A 20,473-nucleotide genomic window follows, 5' to 3' on the forward strand; every position below is an offset into this window, starting at 1 on the left:
AGCTTCTGGCCGGTTTGGGCATGGGGGAAGAGGGACAACGCACTCCCGGCACCGTGCGCGAAGGAGTGTCCTGGATTCCGTCATCCCGCTGTGAGGCGCTTCTCGTCACGCTCCACAAGTCGGAGAAGGACTTCTCGCCCAACACCATGTACAAGGACTATGCGATCCCTGAGACGCTCTTCCACTGGGAGTCGCAGAACCAGACCACTCCGGAGTCCGCAGCGGGACAGCGGTATCAGCACCACACCGCGCAAGACAGCCACATCATGCTGTTCGTCCGCGAATCTCCGACGCAGGAGGCGGGCACCTCGCCATATGTGTTTTTGGGTCCTGTCGACTACGTATCGCACGAAGGATCCAAGCCCATGTCGATCGTCTGGAAACTGCGGCGCCCAATGCCCACCACGGTGTTTTCCGCAGCGAGCACGGTAGCGCCGCACATTTAGCCTCGATCCACCGATGAGCTTGGGTGACAAGCGGGTGCCGTGACGCAGAAATGCCCCTCTGATCAGGAAGAATAGAGCTTGCTAAAGATTCTGTTCGACCGATCCGAGAGGCATCTCGTAGGTGCAATTCAAGCATGCTCCCGCTGCGGTGTCAGCGAAGTTCGATGACCCGAATCTTGTGTCGGCCGCAGGGCTGGTCCCGATGCTCCGCCTGGCCCGCACCGCAGGGCTCGATCAGCTCGCGCAGGTCCGGTTGACGGTCCCGTCGGATAAGGGCGCGAACGCGGGCAGCAAGGTGATGGCGCTGGTGGCGGGGATGCTCGCCGGGGCGGACTCGATCGACGACATGAACGTGCTTCGTCACGGCGGGATGGGCAGGTTGTTCGACCGGACGTATGCGCCGTCGACGCTGGGCTCGTTCCTGCGGGAGTTCCGGTTCGGGCACGTCCGCCAGCTCGACGCCGTCGCCTCCCGGACCCTGGTGAACGTCGCGCAATCCGCGCCGCTGCTGCGGGCGTCGAACGGCGAGCGGGTAATGGTGGATCTGGACGACACGATCATCGAAGTCCACGGATACCAGAAGCAGGGCGCGTCGTTCGGGTACTCCGGCGTCCGCGGCCTGAACGCCCTGTTCGCCACGGCGTCGACATCGCAGTCGGCGCCGGTGATCGTGGGGCAGCGGCTGCGGCAGGGGAAGACCGGTTCCCCGAAGGGTGCCGCACGGATCGTCGGCGACGCTCTCGCCACCCTCCGCCGCATGAACCCCGGGACCAGCGCCCGGCCGCTGCTGCGGGCAGACTCCGCGTTCTACGGTCACGCCACCATCGGCACGGCGATCAAGGCCGGCGCGGACGTATCGGTGACCGTCCGGATGGACCCCGCGGTGAAGGCGGCGATCGCGACGATCCCCGAGGATGTGTGGGAGATGATCGAGTACACCGACTCGATCCGTGACGAGGCCACCGGGCGACTGATCTCCAAAGCAGAAGTCGCCGAAGTGCCCTTCGTCGCGTTTCGGTCGAGGAAGATCGTTGAGCGGGTTGAAGGTCGTCTAGTGGTGCGGCGGATCCCGGACCTGAACCCGAAGCAGGTCGAGCAGCCGACACTGTTCGACATCTACCGGCACCACGCGTTCTTCACAACCACCGACAAGACAGTGATGGGCACCGTGGTGGCGGACAAGACCCACCGGGCACACGCGATCATCGAGCAAGTCCACGCCGACCTGAAGAGCGGCCCGCTCGCTCACCTGCCCTCCGGGGTGTTCACCGCGAACAGCGCCTGGCTCGTCCTCGCGGTGATCGCGTTCAACCTCACCCGCGCCGCCGGACTCATCGCCGACCACGCCGGCCGGCTCGCCAGAGCGACGACCGCGACGATCCGCCGCACTCTCATCTCCGTGCCCGCGCGGCTGGCGCGGTCCGCGCGCCGGGTCACACTGCACCTGCCCGAGGCCTGGCCCTGGCAGGCCCCGTTCGAGCAGCTCTTCACCGCGACGCACGCACCACCACCGGCCGCGACCAGCTGACCACCGCCGCGCCCGCGGCACGACCAAGGACCAAGTGGACGACCGGGATGCGACGCCCGGAACACACCCCTGCCCGCGGCGCATCATCTCGCACCGATCACGCCAGGACGGCCAGCCGAAGGCTCATCGGTGGATCGAGGTTTAGAGGCGCGGACGGCGAGGTTCAGAATTCGATCACCTGCCGCACCGCTCTTCCTGCGTCCAGCTCGTCCATCGCCTCGTTGATCTGGTCCAGCGTGATGTGCGAGGTGATCAGCTTCTCCAGCGGCAGCGCGCCGTCCCGCCACATCTGCTCGTACTTGGGGATGTCCACGGCCGGCACGGCGGAGCCGAGGTAGCTGCCGATGATCTGACGGGCCTCGGCGGTAATCTTCAGCGGCTCGATCTGGGACATCGCCCCCGGCGCCGGCAGGCCCACGGTGACGGTCACCCCGCCCACGGCGGTGGCGTTGAACGCCGTCTCGAACGCCCGCGGGTGCCCGGCGGCCTCGATCACCACGCGCGGCTTGTCCTCGAGCGCCACGAGCTCGTCCGGGGTGAGCGCCTCGTCCGCACCGAACTCCGTCGCCAGCTCCAGCTTCTCGGCCAGCGCGTCCACGGCGATCACCCGGCGGCAGCCCACGGCCTTGGCGACCAGCACCGCGGCGAGTCCCACGCCGCCGAGGCCGACCACGGCCACGGCGTCGTCGGGGGTGGCCTGCGCGGCGTTGATCACGGCCCCTCCCCCGGTGAGCACCGCGCAGCCCATGACGGCCGCGATGGGGGCCGGGACGTCCTCGCCCACGGGCACCACGGAGCGGCGGTCCACCACGGCGTGGGTGGCGAACCCGGAGACCCCCAGGTGGTGGTAGACGTTCCCACGGGACGCGGAGCTGAGGTGCCGGGAGCCCTCGATGAGGGTGCCGGAGGCGTTGGCCTTCGACCCGACCGTGCACGGCAGCAGCCCCTCGGTCCGGCACGCGGCGCACTCGCCGCAGCGCGGCAGGAACGCCATCACCACGTGCTGGCCCTCCGTGAGGTCGGTGACCTCGGCGCCCACGTGCTCGACGACGCCGGCCGCCTCGTGCCCCAGCAGCATCGGCAGGGGCCGCGGCCGGTTGCCGTTGACCACGGAGAGGTCGGAGTGGCACACCCCGGCGGCGGTGATCCGCACGAGCAGCTCGGTGGGCCCGGGCTCGCCGAGCTCGAGCTCCTCGACGCGCAGCGGCTGCGACTCCGCGTACGGGGCCGAGGCCTCCATGGTCTCCAGGACGGCTCCACGAATCTTCACGACGACCTCCGGTCTCGGTGCTGGGCTGTGACGCCGTTCACCGTATCGCCCGGTCCGGGAGTTATCGAGGACGTGCGCCGGACCGTCCCGCCGCGGGGTCGGCCCGTCCCGGCCCGTGCGGAGGAATCGGCAGTATGCGTAGTATCGGGGTGCGGCACTGCAGGAGAACCCCCGTCGCCGCCGGGACCCCCGACCTGAAAAGTGAGAGACCCCCATGATCGGATTCATCGTTGCCGGACTCGTCATCGGCGCCCTTGCCCGGCTCATCAAGCCCGGCAAGCAGCACCTCGGCCTGATCGCCACGCTGCTGCTGGGCCTGGCCGGCTCGGTGATCGGCGGTGTCATCGCCAGCGCGCTGGGCACCGGCGACATCTTCGAGCTCAACGTCCTGGGCTTCATCGTGGCCGTCATCGCCGCCGTGCTGCTGATCGGCGTGGCTGAGAGCCTGGCCGGGCGCAACAAGGCAGCACGCAACAGGGCCGTGCGCTGACTCCTCAGCCGAGCAGCACAGGCAGGAGCAGGCCGATCACCGTGAGCACGGCACCGGTCCAGAACAGCCACCGCGTCATGCGGTAGGGGGCCGTGAGCGCCCATCGCCGCGGATCGCGGACGCGGTAGTACACCGTCACCTCGGCCCCCGGGGCGGGGACCGGCGCCGGCGGGTCCGGCCACGGCTCCTCGTGGATCTCGTACCGGGTGGTGTGCCAGCGCAGGCAGGACTGCCCGTCCGTGAGCACGTGCAGGGCCTCGGTCCGGTGCCAGCCGAGGTAGAGGCACCGGATGAGCAGGGCCGCCACCACCAGCGCCACACCGGTGTTGGTGGCGGCGGCACTGAGCACTTCGAGCAGGGCCGCTCCACGGAGTCCGGTCACGGATGCGAGCCTATCGACCGGCCGCCCGGGCCACCGTGCGACGCCCCCGAACTCCCAGCCATCTCCCGGCCGGTGCGCCGGACCGCGGCCTCAGGCGGTCGCCGGCGGGGCGGCCCGGTCGGCCAGTCCCCGCCGGCGGGCGAGGACGATCAGGACCGCGGCGATGGCCGAGATGACCAGCATCGGCACCAGCATGAACGGGCCGCCGGCACCGGCCGAGCGGTCGAGCCCCTCGCTCATCTGGCCCGCGGCGGTGGCCACCAGGAAGAGCATGACGTTGTTCGCCGCGTGCACCAGCGAGGCCGCCTCGAGCCCGCCCGTGGCCTGGCTCAGCAGCGACATCGCGATCCCGAAGACCAGGTAGTAGACGATCAGCCACACGTCGGTGGCGAAGTGCGCGATCGAGAACAGCACCGCGCTCACGCCGGTGCCGACCACCAGGGACGGGACGGTCCCGGAGACCCATGACCCGGCCGCGCGCTGGATCACGCCGCGGAAGATGTACTCCTCGGACGCCGCCTGCAGGGGCGTGGTCAGCAGGACGACCGCGAGGAAGGCCCATGCGGTCGCGTCCAGGGACAGCGGGCCGGGCGCCTCGACGAGCGCCACGAGCCCCACGTAGGCCACGAACAGCGGAACGATCACCAGGGCGGCCCGCCCGCACCAGCCCCAGCGGAAGCGGCCCAGCACCGAGTGCAGGGTGCCGACGGGCTGCCGGTGCAGATACCGGTGCAGGAGCAGGGCGACGACGGCCGAGAGGACCAGCGTGAGATTGCTGGCCAGCAGCAGCACCGGCGTCATGGTGATCCGCCCGCTCGCGAGGTCGTCCATCGTGGTGGAGCCCAGGACGAGGTCGATTCCCATGGCGCCGAAGGTCAGCACGATCGACAACAGCAGCACCGCGGCGCAGAGGACGAGGATGCTGGTGAATCCCTTCCACCAGCGGTTGCGGGGCGTGCGGTAGAACTCCGCGTAGGTGACCGGCGCCGTCGCCGGGAAGCCCGGCTGCGGGGCCGGGCCGCCGGGGTGGCCCGGATACGGGGCTGCCGGCCACCCCGCGGGCGGACCAGGAGGCCGGACGCCGGAGGGCGCGGGCGCAGGAGGGGCGTCGGGCTGCCAGGGGGCCGGTCGCCGCGGAGGCTGCGAGGTCATGCCCTCAGCGTAGTTCTCGGCACCGACCCCGGGATTTTGGGGCCGGGGGCCGGGCCGGTGTCGCGGACGGTCAGGAGGGACCGGGCGAGGGAGTGCCGCCGTCGGCCGGGGACGGCAGGTAGTGCTCCAGCGGGGAGAACTCCGGCTGTGAGGAGGCGTCGCCGACGGCGTGGGCGCCCACTGCGTTGGCGGCGCGCAGGGCCGTTCCGTGGTCGAGCCCGGCGGCGAGGGCCAGCACCAGCGCGGTGCAGAAGGCGTCGCCGGCGCCGACCGTGCTGACCACGGCGACCTCCTGGGCGGGGGCGGAGGCGACCTGCCGCCCGTGCGCGTAGAGGGCCGAGCCCCGGGCGCCGTAGGTCACCGCGACGAGCTTCGCGTCGGCGAGCTCGGGGAGGCGGGCGTACTCCGTCTCGTTCACGATGACGAGGTCACACCGCTCCACCAACTCGGCCGGGAGGGACCGGGCCGGGGCGGCGTTCAGGGCGAAGAAGCCCGGGGTCCGCCGGGCGGTCTCGCACACGGTGTCGAGCGCGATCTCCAGCTGGCAGAGCACGACGTCCTCCGGCGCGAAGACCACGTCCTCGATCGACACCTCGGTGTTGGCCCCGGCGCAGACGGTGATCTGGTTCTCCCCGTGCCGGTCCACGGTGATGAGGGCGGTGCCGGTCGGCGCCGCCACGCGGCGGACGCCGGTGGCGTCGACGCCGACTGCCGCCAGGCGGCGGAGGAGGAGCCCGCCGTCCGGGTCGTCGCCGACGGCGCCGATCATCCGGGCGCGGCTGGCCAGCCGTGCGGCGGCGACGGCCTGGTTGGCGCCCTTGCCGCCCGGCTGCCGCTGCAGGTCCGCGCCGATGACGGTCTCCCCGGGCGCGGGCAGCCGCTCGCACACGGCCGTGAGGTCGAGATTGATGCTGCCCACCACGGTGAGCGCAGCCCCCACGGACTCCGCCGGTGCGGCCGGGCCGAGCCGGCGGAGGGTGTGCAGGAGGTGCGGGGCGAAGTCCTCGGCCAGCTCGAGCACCACGCGGCACCGGGCTCCGGCGGGTGCGGGATAGCCGGCGAACCGCCCGCGCAGATCGCAGATCGTCTGGCCGCGCCCGGGACCGTCGGTCGTGTCGACCTGCACCGTCACCCTCGGCGCGAGGGCCGGTTCCACGGTGCCGGCCGCCAGCGCCGCGGCCAGGGGGTCGTGCAGGGCGGACAGTGGGCGGCCGAAGACCCCGGTGTAGAACTCGGCGTAGCGCTCGAGCATCGCCGCCAGCGGGGGCAGCGCGGGATGGTCGATCGCCGCGAGCTGCTGTCGCTGGTCCTCGTCCAGGCGGTGGTCCATGGTGACGTCCAGTGGCACGAGGGTCACGTCCCACGGAGCGGCGAGCACCTCGGCGGCCGCCTCGGGGTCGTGCGAGATGTTGGCTTCGGCGACCGGCGTGCGGTTGCCGGGGACCAGGGCGGCGCCGCCCATGACGGTGACGCCGGCGACCAGCCCGGGCAGGGCGGGGTCCTGTCGCAGGGCGCGGGCGAGATTGGTCAGCGGGCCGGTGGCCAGCACGTGCAGCTCGCCCGGGTGCTCGTGGGCCAGCCGGATGAGCATCGCGTCCGCCGTCTCGGTCACCGGCTCGGCGGGCGCCCGCGGCAGGTCCACGTCCCCGGTGCCGTTGGTGCCGTGCACCGCCGGGGCGCCTCCGCCGAACCGGCTGCCGAGCGGATCCTGCGCGCCGACCGCGACCGGGATGTCGGAGCGGTCCAGCAGGGCCAGCAGGTCCACGGTGCTGCGGGCGGCGGTGGCGGCGTCGGTGTTGCCGCTGACGGTGCCGACGCCCCGCAGGTCGACCGAGGGGGTGGCCACCAGGTAGGCCAGCGCGACGGCGTCGTCGATGCCGGTGTCGCAGTCCAGATAGAGGAGCCGGGCAGCCGGATCGGTCATCGCTCTCGTCCTTCGGGTCGGTCGAGGACAGGGGCCCTCGCAGCGCTCACGCTAGAGTACGCGGTACCACGCCGGCGGCGCCGAACGCAGGAGGCCGTGCCCGCACCGACGTCGTCGCCGGCACCCCGGGCACACCCGACGGAAGGACAACCGGACATGCTCGACGTGCTGTGGGGCGTCGGGGGCATGATCGCCCTCCTCGCCATCGCCGTCCTCTTCTCGGTGGACCGCCGCAGGATCCGCATCCGCACCGTGGCCCTCGCGCTGACCATCCAGGTGGTCTTCGGCGTGCTGGTGCTCTACGTCCCGGCCGGACGCGCCGTGCTCGAGGCCCTCACCCTGGCGGTCCAGGCCGTGATCAACTCCTCCGGCGCGGGCATCGACTTCCTCTTCGGCCCGGTCCTGCCCGAGGAGGGCTCGGTCTTCGCATTCCTGGTGCTGCCGGTCATCGTGTTCTTCGCGGCCCTGACGTCGGTGCTGTACTACCTGGGCGCCCTGCAGTGGGTCGTGAAGATCATCGGCGGCGGCCTGGCGAAGCTCCTCGGCACGACCACGCCGGAGTCGATGAACGCGGCGGCAAACATCTTCGTGGGGCAGACCGAGGCGCCGCTGGTCATCAAGCCCTACGTGGCCGGGATGACGCGCTCCGAGCTCTTCGCCGTCATGTGCGGCGGGCTGGCCACCGTGGCCGGCTCGGTGCTCGTGGGCTACTCCCTGCTCGGGGCGCCGCTCGAGTACCTGATCGCCGCCTCGTTCATGGCCGCGCCGGCCGCCCTGCTCATGGCCAAGCTCCTCGTCCCCGCCGGGGCGCTGGAGGACGCCCGGGATGCGGCGCCGGCGGATGCGTCCGGGCGGACCTCCGACGACGCCGCCGGTCCGGCGGGCTCGGCGCACCACGCCGGTGACTCGGCGGCGAGCGCGCCGGCGCAGAAGGAGCGCCGCGGCGCCTCCCGGTGGCTCGCCCGCGGCTCCCGGCGCGGGGCGACCTCCTACGCCGCCGTCGAGTTCGCCCGCCGGGAGGACGCCCAGGCCGCGGCGCGCGGCGACGGCGCCGCCACCCGACCCGACGATCTTGTCCGGTCGCACGATGCCGCCCAGCCCGGCGACTCCGCCCGGCCCGACGACGTCGCCCGGTCCGCCGACCCGGCAGGGGTGTCCGCCACGGACGCGGCCGACGGCGCGACGGGCGGCGCGAGGGGCGATGCGACGGACGAGGACACGGAGCCGGCCAACGTCATCGACGCCGCCGCCCGCGGCGCGTCCGACGGCCTGAGCCTGGCCCTCAACGTCGGCGCGATGCTCATCGCCTTCATCTCGCTCATCGCGCTGATCAACATCGTCCTCGGCGCGGTCGGCGGCCTGTTCGGATTGGAGGCGCTCACCCTGGAGCAGCTCTTCGGGTACGTCTTCGCGCCGGTGATGTTCGCCGTGGGGGTGCCCTGGACCGAGGCGATCGACGCGGGCAGCTTCCTGGGGCAGAAGCTGGTGCTCAACGAGTTTGTCGCCTTCGCCGACTTCGCCCCGCAGATCGAGAACTACTCCGCCAAGACCCAGGCCATCGTGACCTTCGCCCTGACCGGCTTCGCGAACTTCGGCTCCCTGGCGATCCTGCTCGGCGGGCTCGGCGGCATCGCCCCGAGCCGCCGCCGGGACATCGCCCGCCTCGGCCTGCGGGCCGTGCTCGGCGGGACGCTCGCCAACCTCATGAGCGCCGCGATCGCGGGCATGCTCATCGGCTGACCGCGCCCGGAAGGTCCGCCCGGCCGTGCTCGCCCGGACGGCCGGGCGGCGTCCGGTGCGCGGCCTGCTAGGCCTGGGCCGGGTCCTCGCCGAAGACGTGGCCGCGCTGCTCGGCGTAGAACTCCGCCTCCGCGGGCTCGGGCCGGTCCTGGCCGTTGAGCAGCCGGTGCCACAGCGGGTAGTAGGCGGGCAGCTGGGACGCGGACGTGATCCGGTCCCGGGCCTCCTGCGGCAGCGTCAGCTCGGCGGCGTCGAGGTCCTCCTGCAGGTGCTCGAACCGCCGGGCGGCGATCACGGTCCCGTCGATCCCCGGGCGGCCCAGGATCCAGGAGATCACCACCTGGGGGATCGTCCAGCCCAGCTCCCGGGCGATCTCGTCGAAGAGCTCGATCAGGTCGTAGGCCCGGTCCCGGTCCACCACGTGGGGCTCCGGCCAGCCGGTGCCCTGCCGCGTGTCGGACGGGGTCTCGGTCCCGCGGCGGACCTTGCCGTTGAGCAGCCCCTCCCCCAGCGGGCTCCAGCCGAAGGTCGCCAGCCCGAGGTCGCGGGCGGCCGGGACGATCTCGTACTCGATCTCCCGGGCCTCCGGGGTGTAGTAGGCCTGGTGGGCCACCGGGCCCTCCAAACCGGCCAGCCGCGCCTCGTAGACCGTCTTGGCCAGCTGCCAGCCGTTGTAGTTGGACACGCCCCAGTAGCGGATCTTCCCGGCCCGGATCAGCTCGTTGGCGGTGGCGATGGTCTCGGTGATCGGGGTCTGCCCGTCCCACTGGTGCAGGTAGAGCAGGTCGAGGTGGTCGGTCCTCAGCCGCTTCAGGCTGTCCTCGACGGCCCGGGTCACGTGGATCCGGCTCGCGCCGCCGTCGTTGGGGCCGTCCCCGGTGGGGGTGCGGGCCTTGGAGGTGAGGACGACGTCGTCCCGCTTGCTGCCCAGCACCTCGCCCAGCACCCGCTCGGCGTCCCCGCCGGAGTACAGGTTGGCGGTGTCGATGAAGTTCACGCCGCGGTCCAGGACCTCGTCGATCTGCCGGCGGGCCTCGTCCGGGCCCAGCCCCGCGATCTTCTCGAACCCTCCGCCGGAGCCGAAGGGGATGGTGCCCAGGGCCAGCCGGGAGACGTACAGGCCGGAACTGCCGAGTCGGGTGTATTCCATGGAAGAACTCCTCTGCTCGTGGTGCGGTGCTGGTGCTTCCTGCCGGTGCTTTCCGCGGGCGGCCGGCGGACCGGGCCCGCGGGGCACGGTATGAGGCAACGCCGGACCGGGGCTCAGGAATTCCGGGAGCGCGCCTCGGCGGTCGTCAACCGGTGGGCCAGCGTGGTGAACTCGCCCACCGCCTCGGTCCAGTCCTCCAGGAGCGCCCACAGGCTCAGGCCCTGGTGCCGGCGCTGCTCGATCCGGTCCGCCACGGCGGCGAAGACGGCCGAGCGCAGCTCGGTGTTGATGTTGATCTTGCCGATGCCCGCCAGCGGCGCGCGGACCAGCATGGTCTCCGGGATCCCGGAGGCGCCGTGCAGCACGAGCGGGGTCCGCTCGGCGGCCTCGCAGATCTGCTCCAGACGGCTCCAGTGCAGCCGCGGGGTGCCCCGGTAGTGCCCGTGCACGTTGCCCACGGCCACGGCCAGCAGGTCCGCCCCGGACCCGTCCAGGAACCCGGGGACCTCCCCGGGGTCGGTCATGCCGCCGGCCTCGGAGGTCATGGCCGCGTCCTCGTCCCCGGGCAGGCTGCCGAGCTCCGCCTCGACCACCACGCCGGGGCCCACGAGCTCCCGGGCGCGGGCGACGAACGCGGCGTTCGCGGCGGCGGGCAGGGCGGAGCCGTCGGCCAGGACGGCGTCGGCGCCGGCCGCCACCGCGTGCTCGATCAGGTCCAGGTCCACGGCGTGGTCGAGCTGGACGCACACGGGGGTGGCGGCGTCGTCGGCCAGTGCGCGCAGGGCGGTGACGAGGCGGCGCCCGCCGGTCCCGGCGGCGGCCTTGGGCGGGACCAGCAGGATCACCGGGCGGCCCGCCCGCTCGCTGGCCTCCACCACGGCCTGGGCGGTGGTGAAGTCGTAGGTGCTCAGCGCCGGCACGGCGGTGTGGGCGGCGAGGGCGGAGGTGACGACGTCGAGCAGGTTGGCGCGCATGGGCACAGTCCTTCGGGATATGCGGTCAGCGGTCGGCCGGGGAGACGTCCCCGAGCACGTAGGTCTTCAGGTCGGCGAGCGTCTGCTGCATGTGCTCGTCCATGGCCTGCCGGGCCCGGGCCGGGTCGGCGGAGGCCAGCGCGGAGACGATCTTGCGGTGCTCGGCGACGGCGTGGGCCTGGATCTCCGGCACCCGGGACGTCTGGGCCCGCCGCTCCGTGAGCACCCGGTGCAGCGGCTCGAACAGCACCGCGATGAACACGTTGCCCGAAGCCTCCAGGATCCGCTCGTGGAAGCGCAGGTCGGCGGTCACGAAGGCCGCCATGTCCTGGACCCGGTGGGCGTCCTCCATGGCGTCGGCGTCCCGGGCCAGACCGTCCAGCTCCTCGGCGGAGAGCCGCCCGGCGGCCAGCTCGCAGGCGCCGGACTCCAGGAAGCGGCGCAGCTCGATCAGCTGCACGGCCGCCGCCGCGTCGTCCTGCCCCTCCGAGACCGCCCGGATCACGGCCTCGAGGGACGCCCACCGGGACAGGGGGTTCACGAACGTGCCGCGCCCCCGCTCCACGCGCAGGATGCGCTGGGCGCCCAGGGTCTTGATCGCCTCCCGCACCGTCATTCGGCTGACCTGGTGCTCCGCGCTGAGGTCGATCTCACCGGGCACCACCGACCCGGGCGGGAAGTCCCCCGCGATGATGCGGTCGAGGAGGGCGTCGGCGACCTGGTCGACCAGGGACGGGCGGGCCATGGTGCTCCTCCTGGGTGCGGTGGACGGCTGGCAGCGGCACCGGTGCGCGCTCCCGCCTCTGGGGAGAAAGCCTAGCAACCGAGCCATGTCAGATGTCTGGTCTTCTCCCGGGGAGAGGCCGAGCGTTGACCACGTGTCCTACCTCACATAATATGTCTGACATCTGACAGATGGACGTTGTTCCCCGAGTCCCCGGGTCACGACCGGCGCTGACGCACTCACTCCGATGTCCTGCCCCGATGTCCCGCCGATTGGAGATCCTCGCATGACCACACCGCGCACCCTGCTCGTGCTCGACGACGACCCCACCGGGTCCCAGTGCGTCCATGACGTCGACGTCGTCCTCGAGCTCGACCCCGCCCCCGTCCTCGACGTCGTCCGGAACCCCGGGCGCACCTGCTTCGTGCTCACCAACAGCCGCGCCCGTCCGGAGGCCGAGGCCGTGGCGATCAACACCGAGCTCGTCTCGGCGGTGCTGGGACGCCTGAAGGCCGAGGGCCTGCCACTACCCCACCTGGTCTCGCGCAGCGACTCGACCCTGCGCGGGCACGTCATCGCCGAGCCCACCGCCCTGGCGGACGTGCTCGCCGGACAGGGAGTGGCGGTGGACGGGTTCCTCTTCGCCCCGGCCATGATCGAGGCCGGCCGCTACACCGAGGACGACGTCCACTACGCCGTCCTGCAAGGGAAGCCGATGCCCGTGGGCGAGACCGACTTCGCCGCCGACGCCACCTTCGGCTACTCCTCCTCCGACCTCAAGGACTTCCTCGTGGAGCGCTCCGGCGGGGCGCTGGAGCGGGACGCGATCCTGTCCATCGGCCTGGAGGACATCCGCACCGGCGGAGCGGCCGCGGTCGCGGACATCCTGCGCCGGGCGAAGGACCGGGCCTGGGTGGTGGTCAACGCCACCGACTACGCCGATCTGGACACCGTGGCCCAGGCGCTCGCCGTGCTGGAGGCTGAGGGCCGCACCTTCGTCACCCGCTGCGGGCCCTCCTTCGTGCGCCCGCTGGCCGGTCTCACCGGCTCCCGCGAGCTGGACCCCGAGGACATCGTGGTCGGCCCCGGGCGGCTGCCGCACGGACTCGTGGCGGTCGGCTCCCACGTGGGGCTGACCAACCGCCAGCTGGCCGAGCTGCGGACCCGGCGGGAGCTCTTCGAGGTGGAGCTGGACGTGCCCACCCTGCTCGACGACGCCGCCCGTCCCGGTCACGTGGCCGACGCGGTCGCGCGGATCGTCGAGGCGCTGGCGAGCCGCGACGCGGTGGTGTGGACCAGCCGCGAGCTCGTGCGCACGGAGGACCCCGACGAGTCGCTGGCCATCGCCCGCTCCGTCTCGGACGCCCTCGTGGAGGTCGTGCACGGCGTGGCCCGGTCCCGCCCGGCGTGGGTCGTGGCCAAGGGCGGGATCACCTCCCACGAGGTCGCCCACCGGGGCCTGGGCATCCGCCGGGCGAGCGTGACCGGCCAGTTCTTCCCCGGCCAGATCTCCCTGTTCCAGCCCACCGACGCCCCGGACACCACCCAGGGCGGGCCCTATGTGGTCTTCCCCGGCAACGTGGGCGGGGAGTCCGCCCTCGCCGACGTCGTGGACGTCCTCGACCGGGCCGCCGAGCGCGCCCGGTCCGCCGCACACCCCCGCACCTCTGATCCCCAGGAGAACCCGTCATGAGCACACCCCTGTCCGTCGGCTTCCTCGGCCTCGGCGTCATGGGCGCCCCCATGGCCCTCACCCTGGCCCGCGCCGGCTTCCCCGTCCGCGGCTTCGACGTCTCGCCCCGCGCCCAGGAACACATCGGTGACGCCTTCGAGCTGCTGGCCGACCCCCGCGAGGCGGCGGCCGGCACGGACGTCGTCGTCGTCATGGTCGCCACCGGGGCCCAGCTGCACGAGGTCCTGTTCGGCGAACGCGGCATCGCCGGGTCCCTCGGCCCGGACACGGTGCTGCTCGTGATGGCCACCGTCGGTCCCCAGGCCGTGGAGTCCTGCGCGCAGGGCCTCGAGGCCCGCGGGGTGCGGCGGATCGTCGACGCGCCGGTCTCCGGGGGAACGGCACGCGCCGCCACCGGCGAGCTGCTCGTGATGGTCGGCGGCGCCGAGGAGGACGTGGCCGTGGTCCGGCCGCTGCTGGACGCGATGGCCGCCAACGCGCCCCTGGTCGGGCCCCGGGTGGGCGACGGGCAGCGCTTCAAGGTGGTCAACCAGCTGCTGTGCGGCGTGCACATCGCCGTGGCCGGCGAGGCGCTGGCCCTGGCCGACTCCATGGGCCTGGACCCCGCGCAGTGCCTGGAGGTGCTCTCCACCGGGGCCGCCACGTCCTTCATGTTCGAGGACCGCGGTCCGCGGATGCTGCAGGGCGATCAGGCCGAGGTCCGCTCCGCCCTGGACATCTTCGTCAAGGACATGGGCCTGGTCACCGACGCCGCCCGGGCGGTCGAGCAGCCGGTGCCGCTGGCCTCGGCGGCCGAGCAGCTCTACGTGCGCGGCCGCCGCGAGGGCCACGGCCGGCACGACGACTCCTCGGTCTTCGACATCCTCCGCTCCCGGTAGCCCCGCCCCCGGCAGCCCCGGGCCCCCGGCCGGTCAGGCCCGGGGACCCGGGGCGGCGACGAGCTCCTCGCGCATCTGCGCCACCGCCGCGCGGATCGCGGCCATCACGGCCTGCACGGCCGGGCGGCGCAGCAGGTCCGACCGGGAGACCACCCAGTACTCCACCGGGAACCACAGCTCCTCCGGGAAGAGCCGCACCAGCTCCGGGACGCGCTCGGCGAGGTAGCAGGGCAGCAGCCCGATCCCGGCCCCGGCCCGGGTGAGCTCCACGTGCACCACCGAGGAGGTGGCGCCCACGCCCTGGCGCATCCGCGGGAAGCGCCGGCGCGGGATGTCGAGCTCCGCGACGTCCTGCATGGAGTCCACGAAGTAGATCAGCGGGTGCTCCTGCACCTGCTCGGCCGTGCGCAGCGGCGGGTGGGCGGCGAGGTAGTCCTGGGAGGCGTAGACGCCCAGGGAGTAGTCGGCCAGGTGGAAGGCCTCCTTGCGGGAGACCTCCGGGCGCCCGACGACCACCTCCAGGTCGATGCCCACCGGGTTGGTCTGCGCCCGCCGGGCGGCGTTGATCATCTCCAGCCGCACCCCGGGGTGCTCCTGGACGACCTGCCGCATGGCCGCGCCCATGACCACGCCCCCGAACCCGTCCGGGGCCAGCGCCCGCACCACGCCGCTGACCGAGCTGCCGCGCCCGCCGGGCCCCAGGGGGAGGGCGTCCACGGCGTGCTCGATCTCCTCGCCGGCGGCCACGAACGTCCGGCCCAGCTCGCTGGGCTCCCACCTGTCCCCGGAGCGCACGAGCAGCCGGGCGCCCACGGCCCTCTCGAGCCCGGCCATCCGCCGCGACACGGTGGTGTGACTGAGCCCGAGGTCCGCCGCGGCCCCGGCGTAGGACCCGTGGCGGGCCACGGCGAGCAGGAGCAGGAGGTCGTCAGCGCCGTGTGACAAGGGGCTTCTCCTCCGGAGCGGAGCGCAGCACGGATGACTGCGCGAATTCGGGCGTCGTGTGCATTTTTGCACAGGCGCCGTGAGCGCATGGTCATTGTGAAGCGCACCACAGATCCGCACACTGTAGGCAAACAATGTGACCACAGTCACCGTTCACCCAGCAGCAGGAGAAACCCATGAGCACTGAGGACAGGGTCGCCGCCTCGGCGGACCCGAACGACTCGCCGGAGAACCGGGGCGGGCTGAAGAAGGTCGTGGCGGCCTCGATGGCCGGCACGGTCGTGGAGTGGTACGAGTTCTTCCTCTTCGCCACGGCCTCCACGCTGGTCTTCGGCCAGCTGTTCTTCGTGGACACCGGCAACCCGCTGGACGGCATCCTCAAGGCGTTCCTGATCTACGCGGTGGGCTTCATCGCCCGCCCGCTGGGCGGCATCGTCTTCGGCCACTTCGGCGACAAGTACGGTCGCAAGCACCTGCTGCAGATCTCGATCGTCATGGTCGGCGCCGCCACCTTCCTCATGGGCTGCCTGCCCGGCTACGACCAGATCGGCTACTGGGCCGCGGCCATGCTGGTGGTGCTGCGCTTCGTGCAGGGCTTCGCGGTGGGCGGCGAGTGGGGCGGGGCCGTCCTGCTCGTGGCCGAGCACTCCCCCAACAAGGAGCGCGGTTTCTGGTCCAGCTTCCCGCAGGCCGCGGTGCCGCTGGGCAACCTGCTCGCCACCATCGTGCTGCTCACCCTCTCCTTCACCCTCTCCGAGGAGGCGTTCCTCGCCTGGGGCTGGCGCGTGGGCTTCTGGCTCTCGATCGTCATCGTGGCCATCGGCTACTACATCCGCACCCACGTGACCGACGCCGCGATCTTCAAGGAGGCCCAGCAGGAGGTCCTCGAGAAGAAGTCCGCCGCCTACGGCGTGGGCGAGGTCTTCCGCCGCTACCCGCGCGGCGTCTTCGGCGCCATGGGCCTGCGCTTCGCGGAGAACATCCTCTACTACGTGGTGGTGACGTTCTCGATCACCTACCTGTCCACCCAGCGGGACGTGGACACCAGCCGGATCCTGCTGCTGCTGCTGATCGCCCACGTCATCCACGCGATCTGCGTGCCGATCGTGGGCCGGGCCACCGACAGGGTGGGCCGCCGCCCGATGTACGCCGCCGGCGCCGCGCTGGGCGCGGTCTGGGCCTTCGTCGCGTTCCCGATGTTCAACACCGACAACAGCTTCATCATCCTCGCGGCCATCACCCTCGGCCTGGTGATCCACGCGCTCATGTACGCCGGGCAGCCGGCCATCATGGCCGAGATGTTCCCCACCCGGATGCGCTACTCCGGCGTCTCCCTGGGCTACCAGGTGACCTCGATCGTGGCCGGCTCGCTGGCCCCGATCATCGCGACCGCCCTGCTGCGCGAGTTCAACTCGTGGGTGCCGATCGCCGTCTACATCGCCGCGGCCTGCCTCGTCACCCTGATCGCGGTGGCGACGCTGCGCGAGACCAAGGGCATCTCCCTCCAGGACGTCGACGCCGAGGACCGGCGCCGGCTCTCCGAGGAGAAGGCCGCCCAGGACCGGATCTCCTGATCCCCGCCGCCCCGCACCGCCCGCGCCCAGCGGCGGACCGGTTCCCCGGTCCGCCGCTGGGCGCGCTGTGCACGCCCCCCGCCGCGGGGCACCCCGCAGTTCACGACCATGCAGTTCACGACCTCGCTGAAGGGAACACACGATGACCACCATCACCTGGATCGGCCTCGGCCACATGGGCAACCCGATGTCCGCGAACCTCGTCCGGGCCGGCCACGAGGTCCGGGGCCACGACGTCAGCGCCGCCGCCATGGCCGCCGCCCGGGACAGGGGCGTGCAGACGTTCGACAGCTTGGAGGAGGCCCTCCAGGGAGCGGAGGTCGTGTTCACGATGCTGCCCAAGGGCGAGCACGCCCGGGCGGTCTACCTCGGGGACACCGGCGTCATCGCGCTCGCGCCGAAGAACGCGCTGCTCGTGGACAGCTCCACGATCGACGTGGAGACCGCGCTGGATTTGCACCGGGCCGCCCGGGAGGCCGGCTTCCGCTTCGTGGACGCCCCGGTCTCCGGCGGGATCAGCGGCGCCGCCGCCGGCACCCTGACGTTCATGGTCGGCGGGGAGGCCGACGACGTCGCGGCCGCCTCCGCCTGCATCGAGCCGATGGCGCGCAAGATCGTGGCCACGGGCGAGGCCGGCACCGGCCAGTCGGCCAAGATCGTCAACAACATGATGCTGTTCATCTGCCTCGAGGCCTGCGCCGAGGGCTCCGTGCTCGCCGACCGGCTGGGTCTGGACCCGAAGGTGTTCTGGGACATCGCCTCGGTGTCCTCCGGCAACTCCTGGGCCCTGCAGACCTGGTACCCGGTGCCCGGCATCGTGGACTCCGCCGCGGCGAACAACAACTTCGAGGCGACCTTCAGCGCGACCCTCGCCGCCAAGGACGCCGGCCTGGCCCTGATGGCCGGCGAGCAGACCGGCGTGCGGCTGCCCGCCGCGGAGCTCGTGGCCGAGCGGCTGCAGCAGCTCATCGACGAGGGCTACGGGGACAAGGACTGCTCCCTCATCACCAAGTACGCCGCCCCGGACGGGAAGATCGCGGGCTGGGACCCGGAGAAGGCCTGAGCGGCGACCACACACCAGGAGGACACCATGCAGGACACCAAGCAGAGCGCCGAGGTGCGCGCGCAGCAGGACGCCGAGCAGGGCGCCCAGGGCCCCCGGGGCGCCGGGGAGGTCATCGAGCACTTCATCGACGGGAGGCGCCACGGCGGCTCCGAGCGGACCGCGCCCGTCTACAACCCCGCGACCGGGCAGGTGGCCAAGCAGGTGCTGCTGGCCTCGGCCGAGGAGGTCGCTACCGCGGTGGAGGCCGCCGAGGCCGCCCTGCGCGGGTGGCGGGCCACCAGCCTGGCCAAGCGGACCGCGATCATGTTCAAGGTCGAGAACATCATCCGGGAGCGCACTCCGGAGCTGGCCGAGATCGTCACCGCCGAGCACGGCAAGGTCCTCTCGGACGCGGCCGGGGAGATCGCCCGCGGGCTGGAGAACGTGCAGTTCTGCACCGGGCTGATGCACCACCTGAAGGGCGAGCACCTCGAGCAGGCCGCCACCGGCGTGGACGTGCACCAGATCCGCCAGCCGGTGGGCGTGGTCGCGTGCATCACCCCGTTCAACTTCCCGGCCATGGTGCCGCTGTGGATGATCACCACCGCGATCGCCGCCGGGAACACCGTGGTCCTGAAGCCCTCGGAGCGGGACCCCTCCGCCTCCGTGTGGATCGCCGAGGCCTTCGCCGAGGCCGGCCTGCCCCCGGGCGTGCTCAACGTGGTGCACGGGGACAAGGTCGCCGTGGACGAGCTGCTGACCAACCCGCTCGTGAAGGCCGTGTCCTTCGTGGGCTCCACCCCGATCGCCCAGTACATCTACGAGACCTCGGCCGCCCACGGCAAGCGCGTCCAGGCGCTGGGCGGGGCGAAGAACCACATGGTGGTCATGCCGGACGCCGACCTCGACGGCGCGGCCGACGCCGCCGTCTCGGCCGCCTACGGCTCCGCCGGGGAGCGCTGCATGGCCATCTCGGTGGTCGTGGCCGTGGGCGACACGGCGGACCCGCTGATCGAGAGGATCACCGAGCGGGTCGGGAAGCTGACCATCGGCCCGGGCACCGACCCGGCCTCGGAGATGGGCCCGCTCATCACGGCGCAGGCCCTGGAACGGGTCAACGGCTACGTGGCGGGGGCGGAGGCCGAGGGCGCGACCGTCGTCGTCGACGGCACGAAGCAGGAGTTCGAGGGCGACGGCTTCTTCACGGGCGTGTCGCTGATCGACCACGTGAAGCCGGGGATGAAGGTCTACGACGAGGAGATCTTCGGCCCGGTCCTGTCGGTCGTGCGGGTCGGCAGCTACGACGAGGCCGTGCGGCTGATCAACTCCAACCAGTTCGCCAACGGCACCGCCGTGTTCACCCGCGACGGCAAGACCGCCCGGGAGTACCAGTTCGACATCGAGGTGGGCATGGTGGGGATCAACGTCCCGATCCCGGTGCCGATCGGCGCGTTCTCCTTCGGCGGCTGGAAGAAGTCCCTGTTCGGCGACACCCACATGTACGGGCCGGAGTCGTTCAACTTCTACACCCGCCGCAAGCTGGTCACCACCCGCTGGCCCGAGCCCTCGGAGTCCCAGATCAACCTGGGCTTCCCCACCCACTGACGGCGCCCCGCAGGACCCCTCCCCCCGACTGGCCCCGGGCGCCCCGGCCGGCCACGACATGCCGTGGCCGGCCGGGGCGCTCGCGCACGCCGGGCCCGCCCGGGCGGGATCAGCACGCTGCGGGAGCGGCCGGCGGCGGGAGCAACCGGTCACGTGCGCTCGGCCCGGGGCGGGAGCGGCGTCGTCGTCGGCCAGCGGCCTCGCTAGGCTGGGAAGGCCCCCGCACCCGTCCCGGAAGGACGCCCGTGAAGTCGATCGTCGCGAGCCTGCTCGTGCTGGCCCTGGTGCTCACCTCGGCCGGGGTGCTGCTGACCTCCCTGGACGCCCAGGAGTGGCTGCCCACGGTGGTGCTCGCCGCGCTGGCCTACCTCGGGACCTTCGCGCTGTACCGGCGGATGCGGGACCGCTACGCCAACCGGGAGGACTGAGCCCGGCGGGGCTCAGCGCTCCCGGCGGGCGCGGCGCCAGGCCCGCCACGCCCCGGTGGACCACAGCGCCCACACGACCAGCAGCGGCTGGAACAGCAGACGGACCGCCCGGACCCGGTCGGTGTCCAGGCCGAAGGCGTCGGTGCGCGTGAGGTACTGCGAGACGTTGCCGGGGAACACGGCCACGAAGAACGCCGCCACGACCCAGCCGACGGCCGCCCGGTGGCGTCGCAGCACGAGCAGCGCGACCCCGAGCACGATCTCGACCACTCCGGAGACCAGCACCACGGCGTCCGCGGGCACCGGCAGCCACGGGGGCACCTGGGCGGTGAACTCCTGCCGGGCGACCGTGAGGTGGCCGATGCCCGCACCGAGCAGCACGAGGGCCAGGGCCACCCGGGCAAGCGTGCGGGGGACGGACGTGGCGGGGACGCCCGGCCGGGCGGAGGAGGACATGCCCGGAGGCTAGCAGTCGCCCCCGGCCGCCCCCGCGGCCAGGCACCCCGGAGGTCGGGCGCCCCGAGC

At 72.5% G+C, this 20,473-nt stretch carries 19 protein-coding genes and 1 pseudogene; 10 read left to right on the plus strand and 10 right to left on the minus strand.

What is annotated here, in order from left to right; genetic code table 11:
* Positions 1 to 446 (plus strand): DUF3427 domain-containing protein (locus tag ABL57_RS04560; RefSeq protein WP_047802266.1); only part of this gene is annotated, 446 nt, incomplete at its 5' end.
* A 121-nt stretch (positions 447 to 567) separates the two neighbouring features.
* Positions 568 to 1,974: an IS1380 family transposase gene (locus ABL57_RS04565; RefSeq protein WP_082157222.1), complete on the plus strand. Its 1,407-nt coding sequence runs from the start codon at positions 568 to 570 to the stop codon at positions 1,972 to 1,974.
* Between the two features lie 163 nt (positions 1,975 to 2,137).
* Here ABL57_RS04565 and ABL57_RS04570 read toward each other — a convergent pair whose 3' ends face one another.
* Positions 2,138 to 3,244 (minus strand): zinc-binding dehydrogenase, encoded by a 1,107-nt coding sequence (locus tag ABL57_RS04570; RefSeq protein ID WP_203225552.1) that lies wholly within the window; start codon positions 3,242 to 3,244, stop codon positions 2,138 to 2,140.
* Positions 3,245 to 3,458: 214 nt separating this feature from the next.
* Here ABL57_RS04570 and ABL57_RS04575 point away from each other — a divergent pair, with 214 nt between their 5' ends.
* On the plus strand, positions 3,459 to 3,734 hold the full coding sequence (locus ABL57_RS04575) for a GlsB/YeaQ/YmgE family stress response membrane protein (protein WP_047802269.1): 276 nt from the start codon (positions 3,459 to 3,461) through the stop codon (positions 3,732 to 3,734).
* Between the two features lie 4 nt (positions 3,735 to 3,738).
* On the opposite strand, the gene ABL57_RS04580 is transcribed toward ABL57_RS04575, so the two are convergent.
* The 4 genes and pseudogenes from ABL57_RS04580 to ABL57_RS22890 form a co-directional block, all read right to left on the minus strand.
* Positions 3,739 to 4,116, minus strand: a complete 378-nt coding sequence (locus ABL57_RS04580) for a hypothetical protein (RefSeq protein ID WP_152683285.1) — start codon at positions 4,114 to 4,116, stop codon at positions 3,739 to 3,741.
* A 90-nt stretch (positions 4,117 to 4,206) separates the two neighbouring features.
* On the minus strand, positions 4,207 to 5,268 hold the full coding sequence (locus ABL57_RS04585; RefSeq protein ID WP_047802271.1) for a CPBP family intramembrane glutamic endopeptidase: 1,062 nt from the start codon (positions 5,266 to 5,268) through the stop codon (positions 4,207 to 4,209).
* Between the two features lie 70 nt (positions 5,269 to 5,338).
* Positions 5,339 to 6,253: a ribokinase gene (locus ABL57_RS22625; RefSeq protein ID WP_371212465.1), complete on the minus strand. Its 915-nt coding sequence runs from the start codon at positions 6,251 to 6,253 to the stop codon at positions 5,339 to 5,341.
* A gap of 36 nt (positions 6,254 to 6,289) precedes the next feature.
* Positions 6,290 to 7,192: pseudogene (locus ABL57_RS22890) on the minus strand (nucleoside hydrolase); the annotation flags it as partial.
* A gap of 156 nt (positions 7,193 to 7,348) precedes the next feature.
* On the opposite strand from ABL57_RS22890, the gene ABL57_RS04595 reads away from it, so the two are divergent.
* Positions 7,349 to 8,932 (plus strand): NupC/NupG family nucleoside CNT transporter, encoded by a 1,584-nt coding sequence (locus ABL57_RS04595; protein WP_047802273.1) that lies wholly within the window; start codon positions 7,349 to 7,351, stop codon positions 8,930 to 8,932.
* 67 nt (positions 8,933 to 8,999) lie between these two features.
* Here ABL57_RS04595 and ABL57_RS04600 read toward each other — a convergent pair whose 3' ends face one another.
* The 3 genes from ABL57_RS04600 to ABL57_RS04610 form a co-directional block, all read right to left on the minus strand.
* A complete protein-coding gene (locus ABL57_RS04600) occupies positions 9,000 to 10,082 on the minus strand; it encodes an aldo/keto reductase (protein ID WP_047802274.1) in 1,083 nt (360 codons plus the stop codon).
* A gap of 113 nt (positions 10,083 to 10,195) precedes the next feature.
* Entirely contained in the window at positions 10,196 to 11,056 is an 861-nt protein-coding gene (locus tag ABL57_RS04605; RefSeq protein WP_047802275.1) for a class II fructose-bisphosphate aldolase, read from the minus strand.
* Between the two features lie 25 nt (positions 11,057 to 11,081).
* Positions 11,082 to 11,801, minus strand: coding sequence for a FadR/GntR family transcriptional regulator (locus ABL57_RS04610; protein WP_047802276.1), 720 nt, complete (start codon positions 11,799 to 11,801; stop codon positions 11,082 to 11,084).
* A 265-nt stretch (positions 11,802 to 12,066) separates the two neighbouring features.
* On the opposite strand from ABL57_RS04610, the gene ABL57_RS04615 reads away from it, so the two are divergent.
* Together ABL57_RS04615 and ABL57_RS04620 are read left to right on the plus strand one after the other, a co-directional pair.
* Positions 12,067 to 13,473, plus strand: a complete 1,407-nt coding sequence (locus ABL57_RS04615) for a four-carbon acid sugar kinase family protein (protein WP_047802277.1) — start codon at positions 12,067 to 12,069, stop codon at positions 13,471 to 13,473.
* Positions 13,470 to 14,351, plus strand: coding sequence for an NAD(P)-dependent oxidoreductase (locus tag ABL57_RS04620; RefSeq protein WP_047802278.1), 882 nt, complete (start codon positions 13,470 to 13,472; stop codon positions 14,349 to 14,351). The genes ABL57_RS04615 and ABL57_RS04620 overlap by 4 nt, the downstream gene beginning before the upstream one ends.
* Before the next feature lie 33 nt (positions 14,352 to 14,384).
* Here ABL57_RS04620 and ABL57_RS04625 read toward each other — a convergent pair whose 3' ends face one another.
* Positions 14,385 to 15,296, minus strand: coding sequence for a LysR family transcriptional regulator (locus ABL57_RS04625; RefSeq protein ID WP_047802279.1), 912 nt, complete (start codon positions 15,294 to 15,296; stop codon positions 14,385 to 14,387).
* Between the two features lie 176 nt (positions 15,297 to 15,472).
* Here ABL57_RS04625 and ABL57_RS04630 point away from each other — a divergent pair, with 176 nt between their 5' ends.
* From ABL57_RS04630 to ABL57_RS04645, 4 genes are all read left to right on the plus strand, one after another.
* Positions 15,473 to 16,870, plus strand: coding sequence for an MFS transporter (locus tag ABL57_RS04630; protein ID WP_047802280.1), 1,398 nt, complete (start codon positions 15,473 to 15,475; stop codon positions 16,868 to 16,870).
* A gap of 142 nt (positions 16,871 to 17,012) precedes the next feature.
* Complete coding sequence (gene mmsB, locus ABL57_RS04635) at positions 17,013 to 17,933, plus strand: 3-hydroxyisobutyrate dehydrogenase (RefSeq protein WP_047802281.1); 921 nt, start codon at positions 17,013 to 17,015, stop codon at positions 17,931 to 17,933.
* Between the two features lie 27 nt (positions 17,934 to 17,960).
* Positions 17,961 to 19,520 carry a CoA-acylating methylmalonate-semialdehyde dehydrogenase gene (locus ABL57_RS04640; protein WP_082157223.1) on the plus strand — a complete coding sequence of 520 codons (1,560 nt, stop codon included), beginning with the start codon at positions 17,961 to 17,963 and terminating at the stop codon, positions 19,518 to 19,520.
* Between the two features lie 245 nt (positions 19,521 to 19,765).
* Complete coding sequence (locus ABL57_RS04645) at positions 19,766 to 19,948, plus strand: hypothetical protein (RefSeq protein ID WP_047802282.1); 183 nt, start codon at positions 19,766 to 19,768, stop codon at positions 19,946 to 19,948.
* A 12-nt stretch (positions 19,949 to 19,960) separates the two neighbouring features.
* Here ABL57_RS04645 and ABL57_RS04650 read toward each other — a convergent pair whose 3' ends face one another.
* On the minus strand, positions 19,961 to 20,404 hold the full coding sequence (locus ABL57_RS04650) for a membrane protein (RefSeq protein ID WP_047802283.1): 444 nt from the start codon (positions 20,402 to 20,404) through the stop codon (positions 19,961 to 19,963).
* Positions 20,405 to 20,473 lie beyond the last annotated feature (69 nt).

Origin of the sequence: Kocuria sp. SM24M-10, assembly GCF_001027955.1 — a bacterium.
Lineage (GTDB): Bacteria > Actinomycetota > Actinomycetes > Actinomycetales > Micrococcaceae > Kocuria > Kocuria oceani.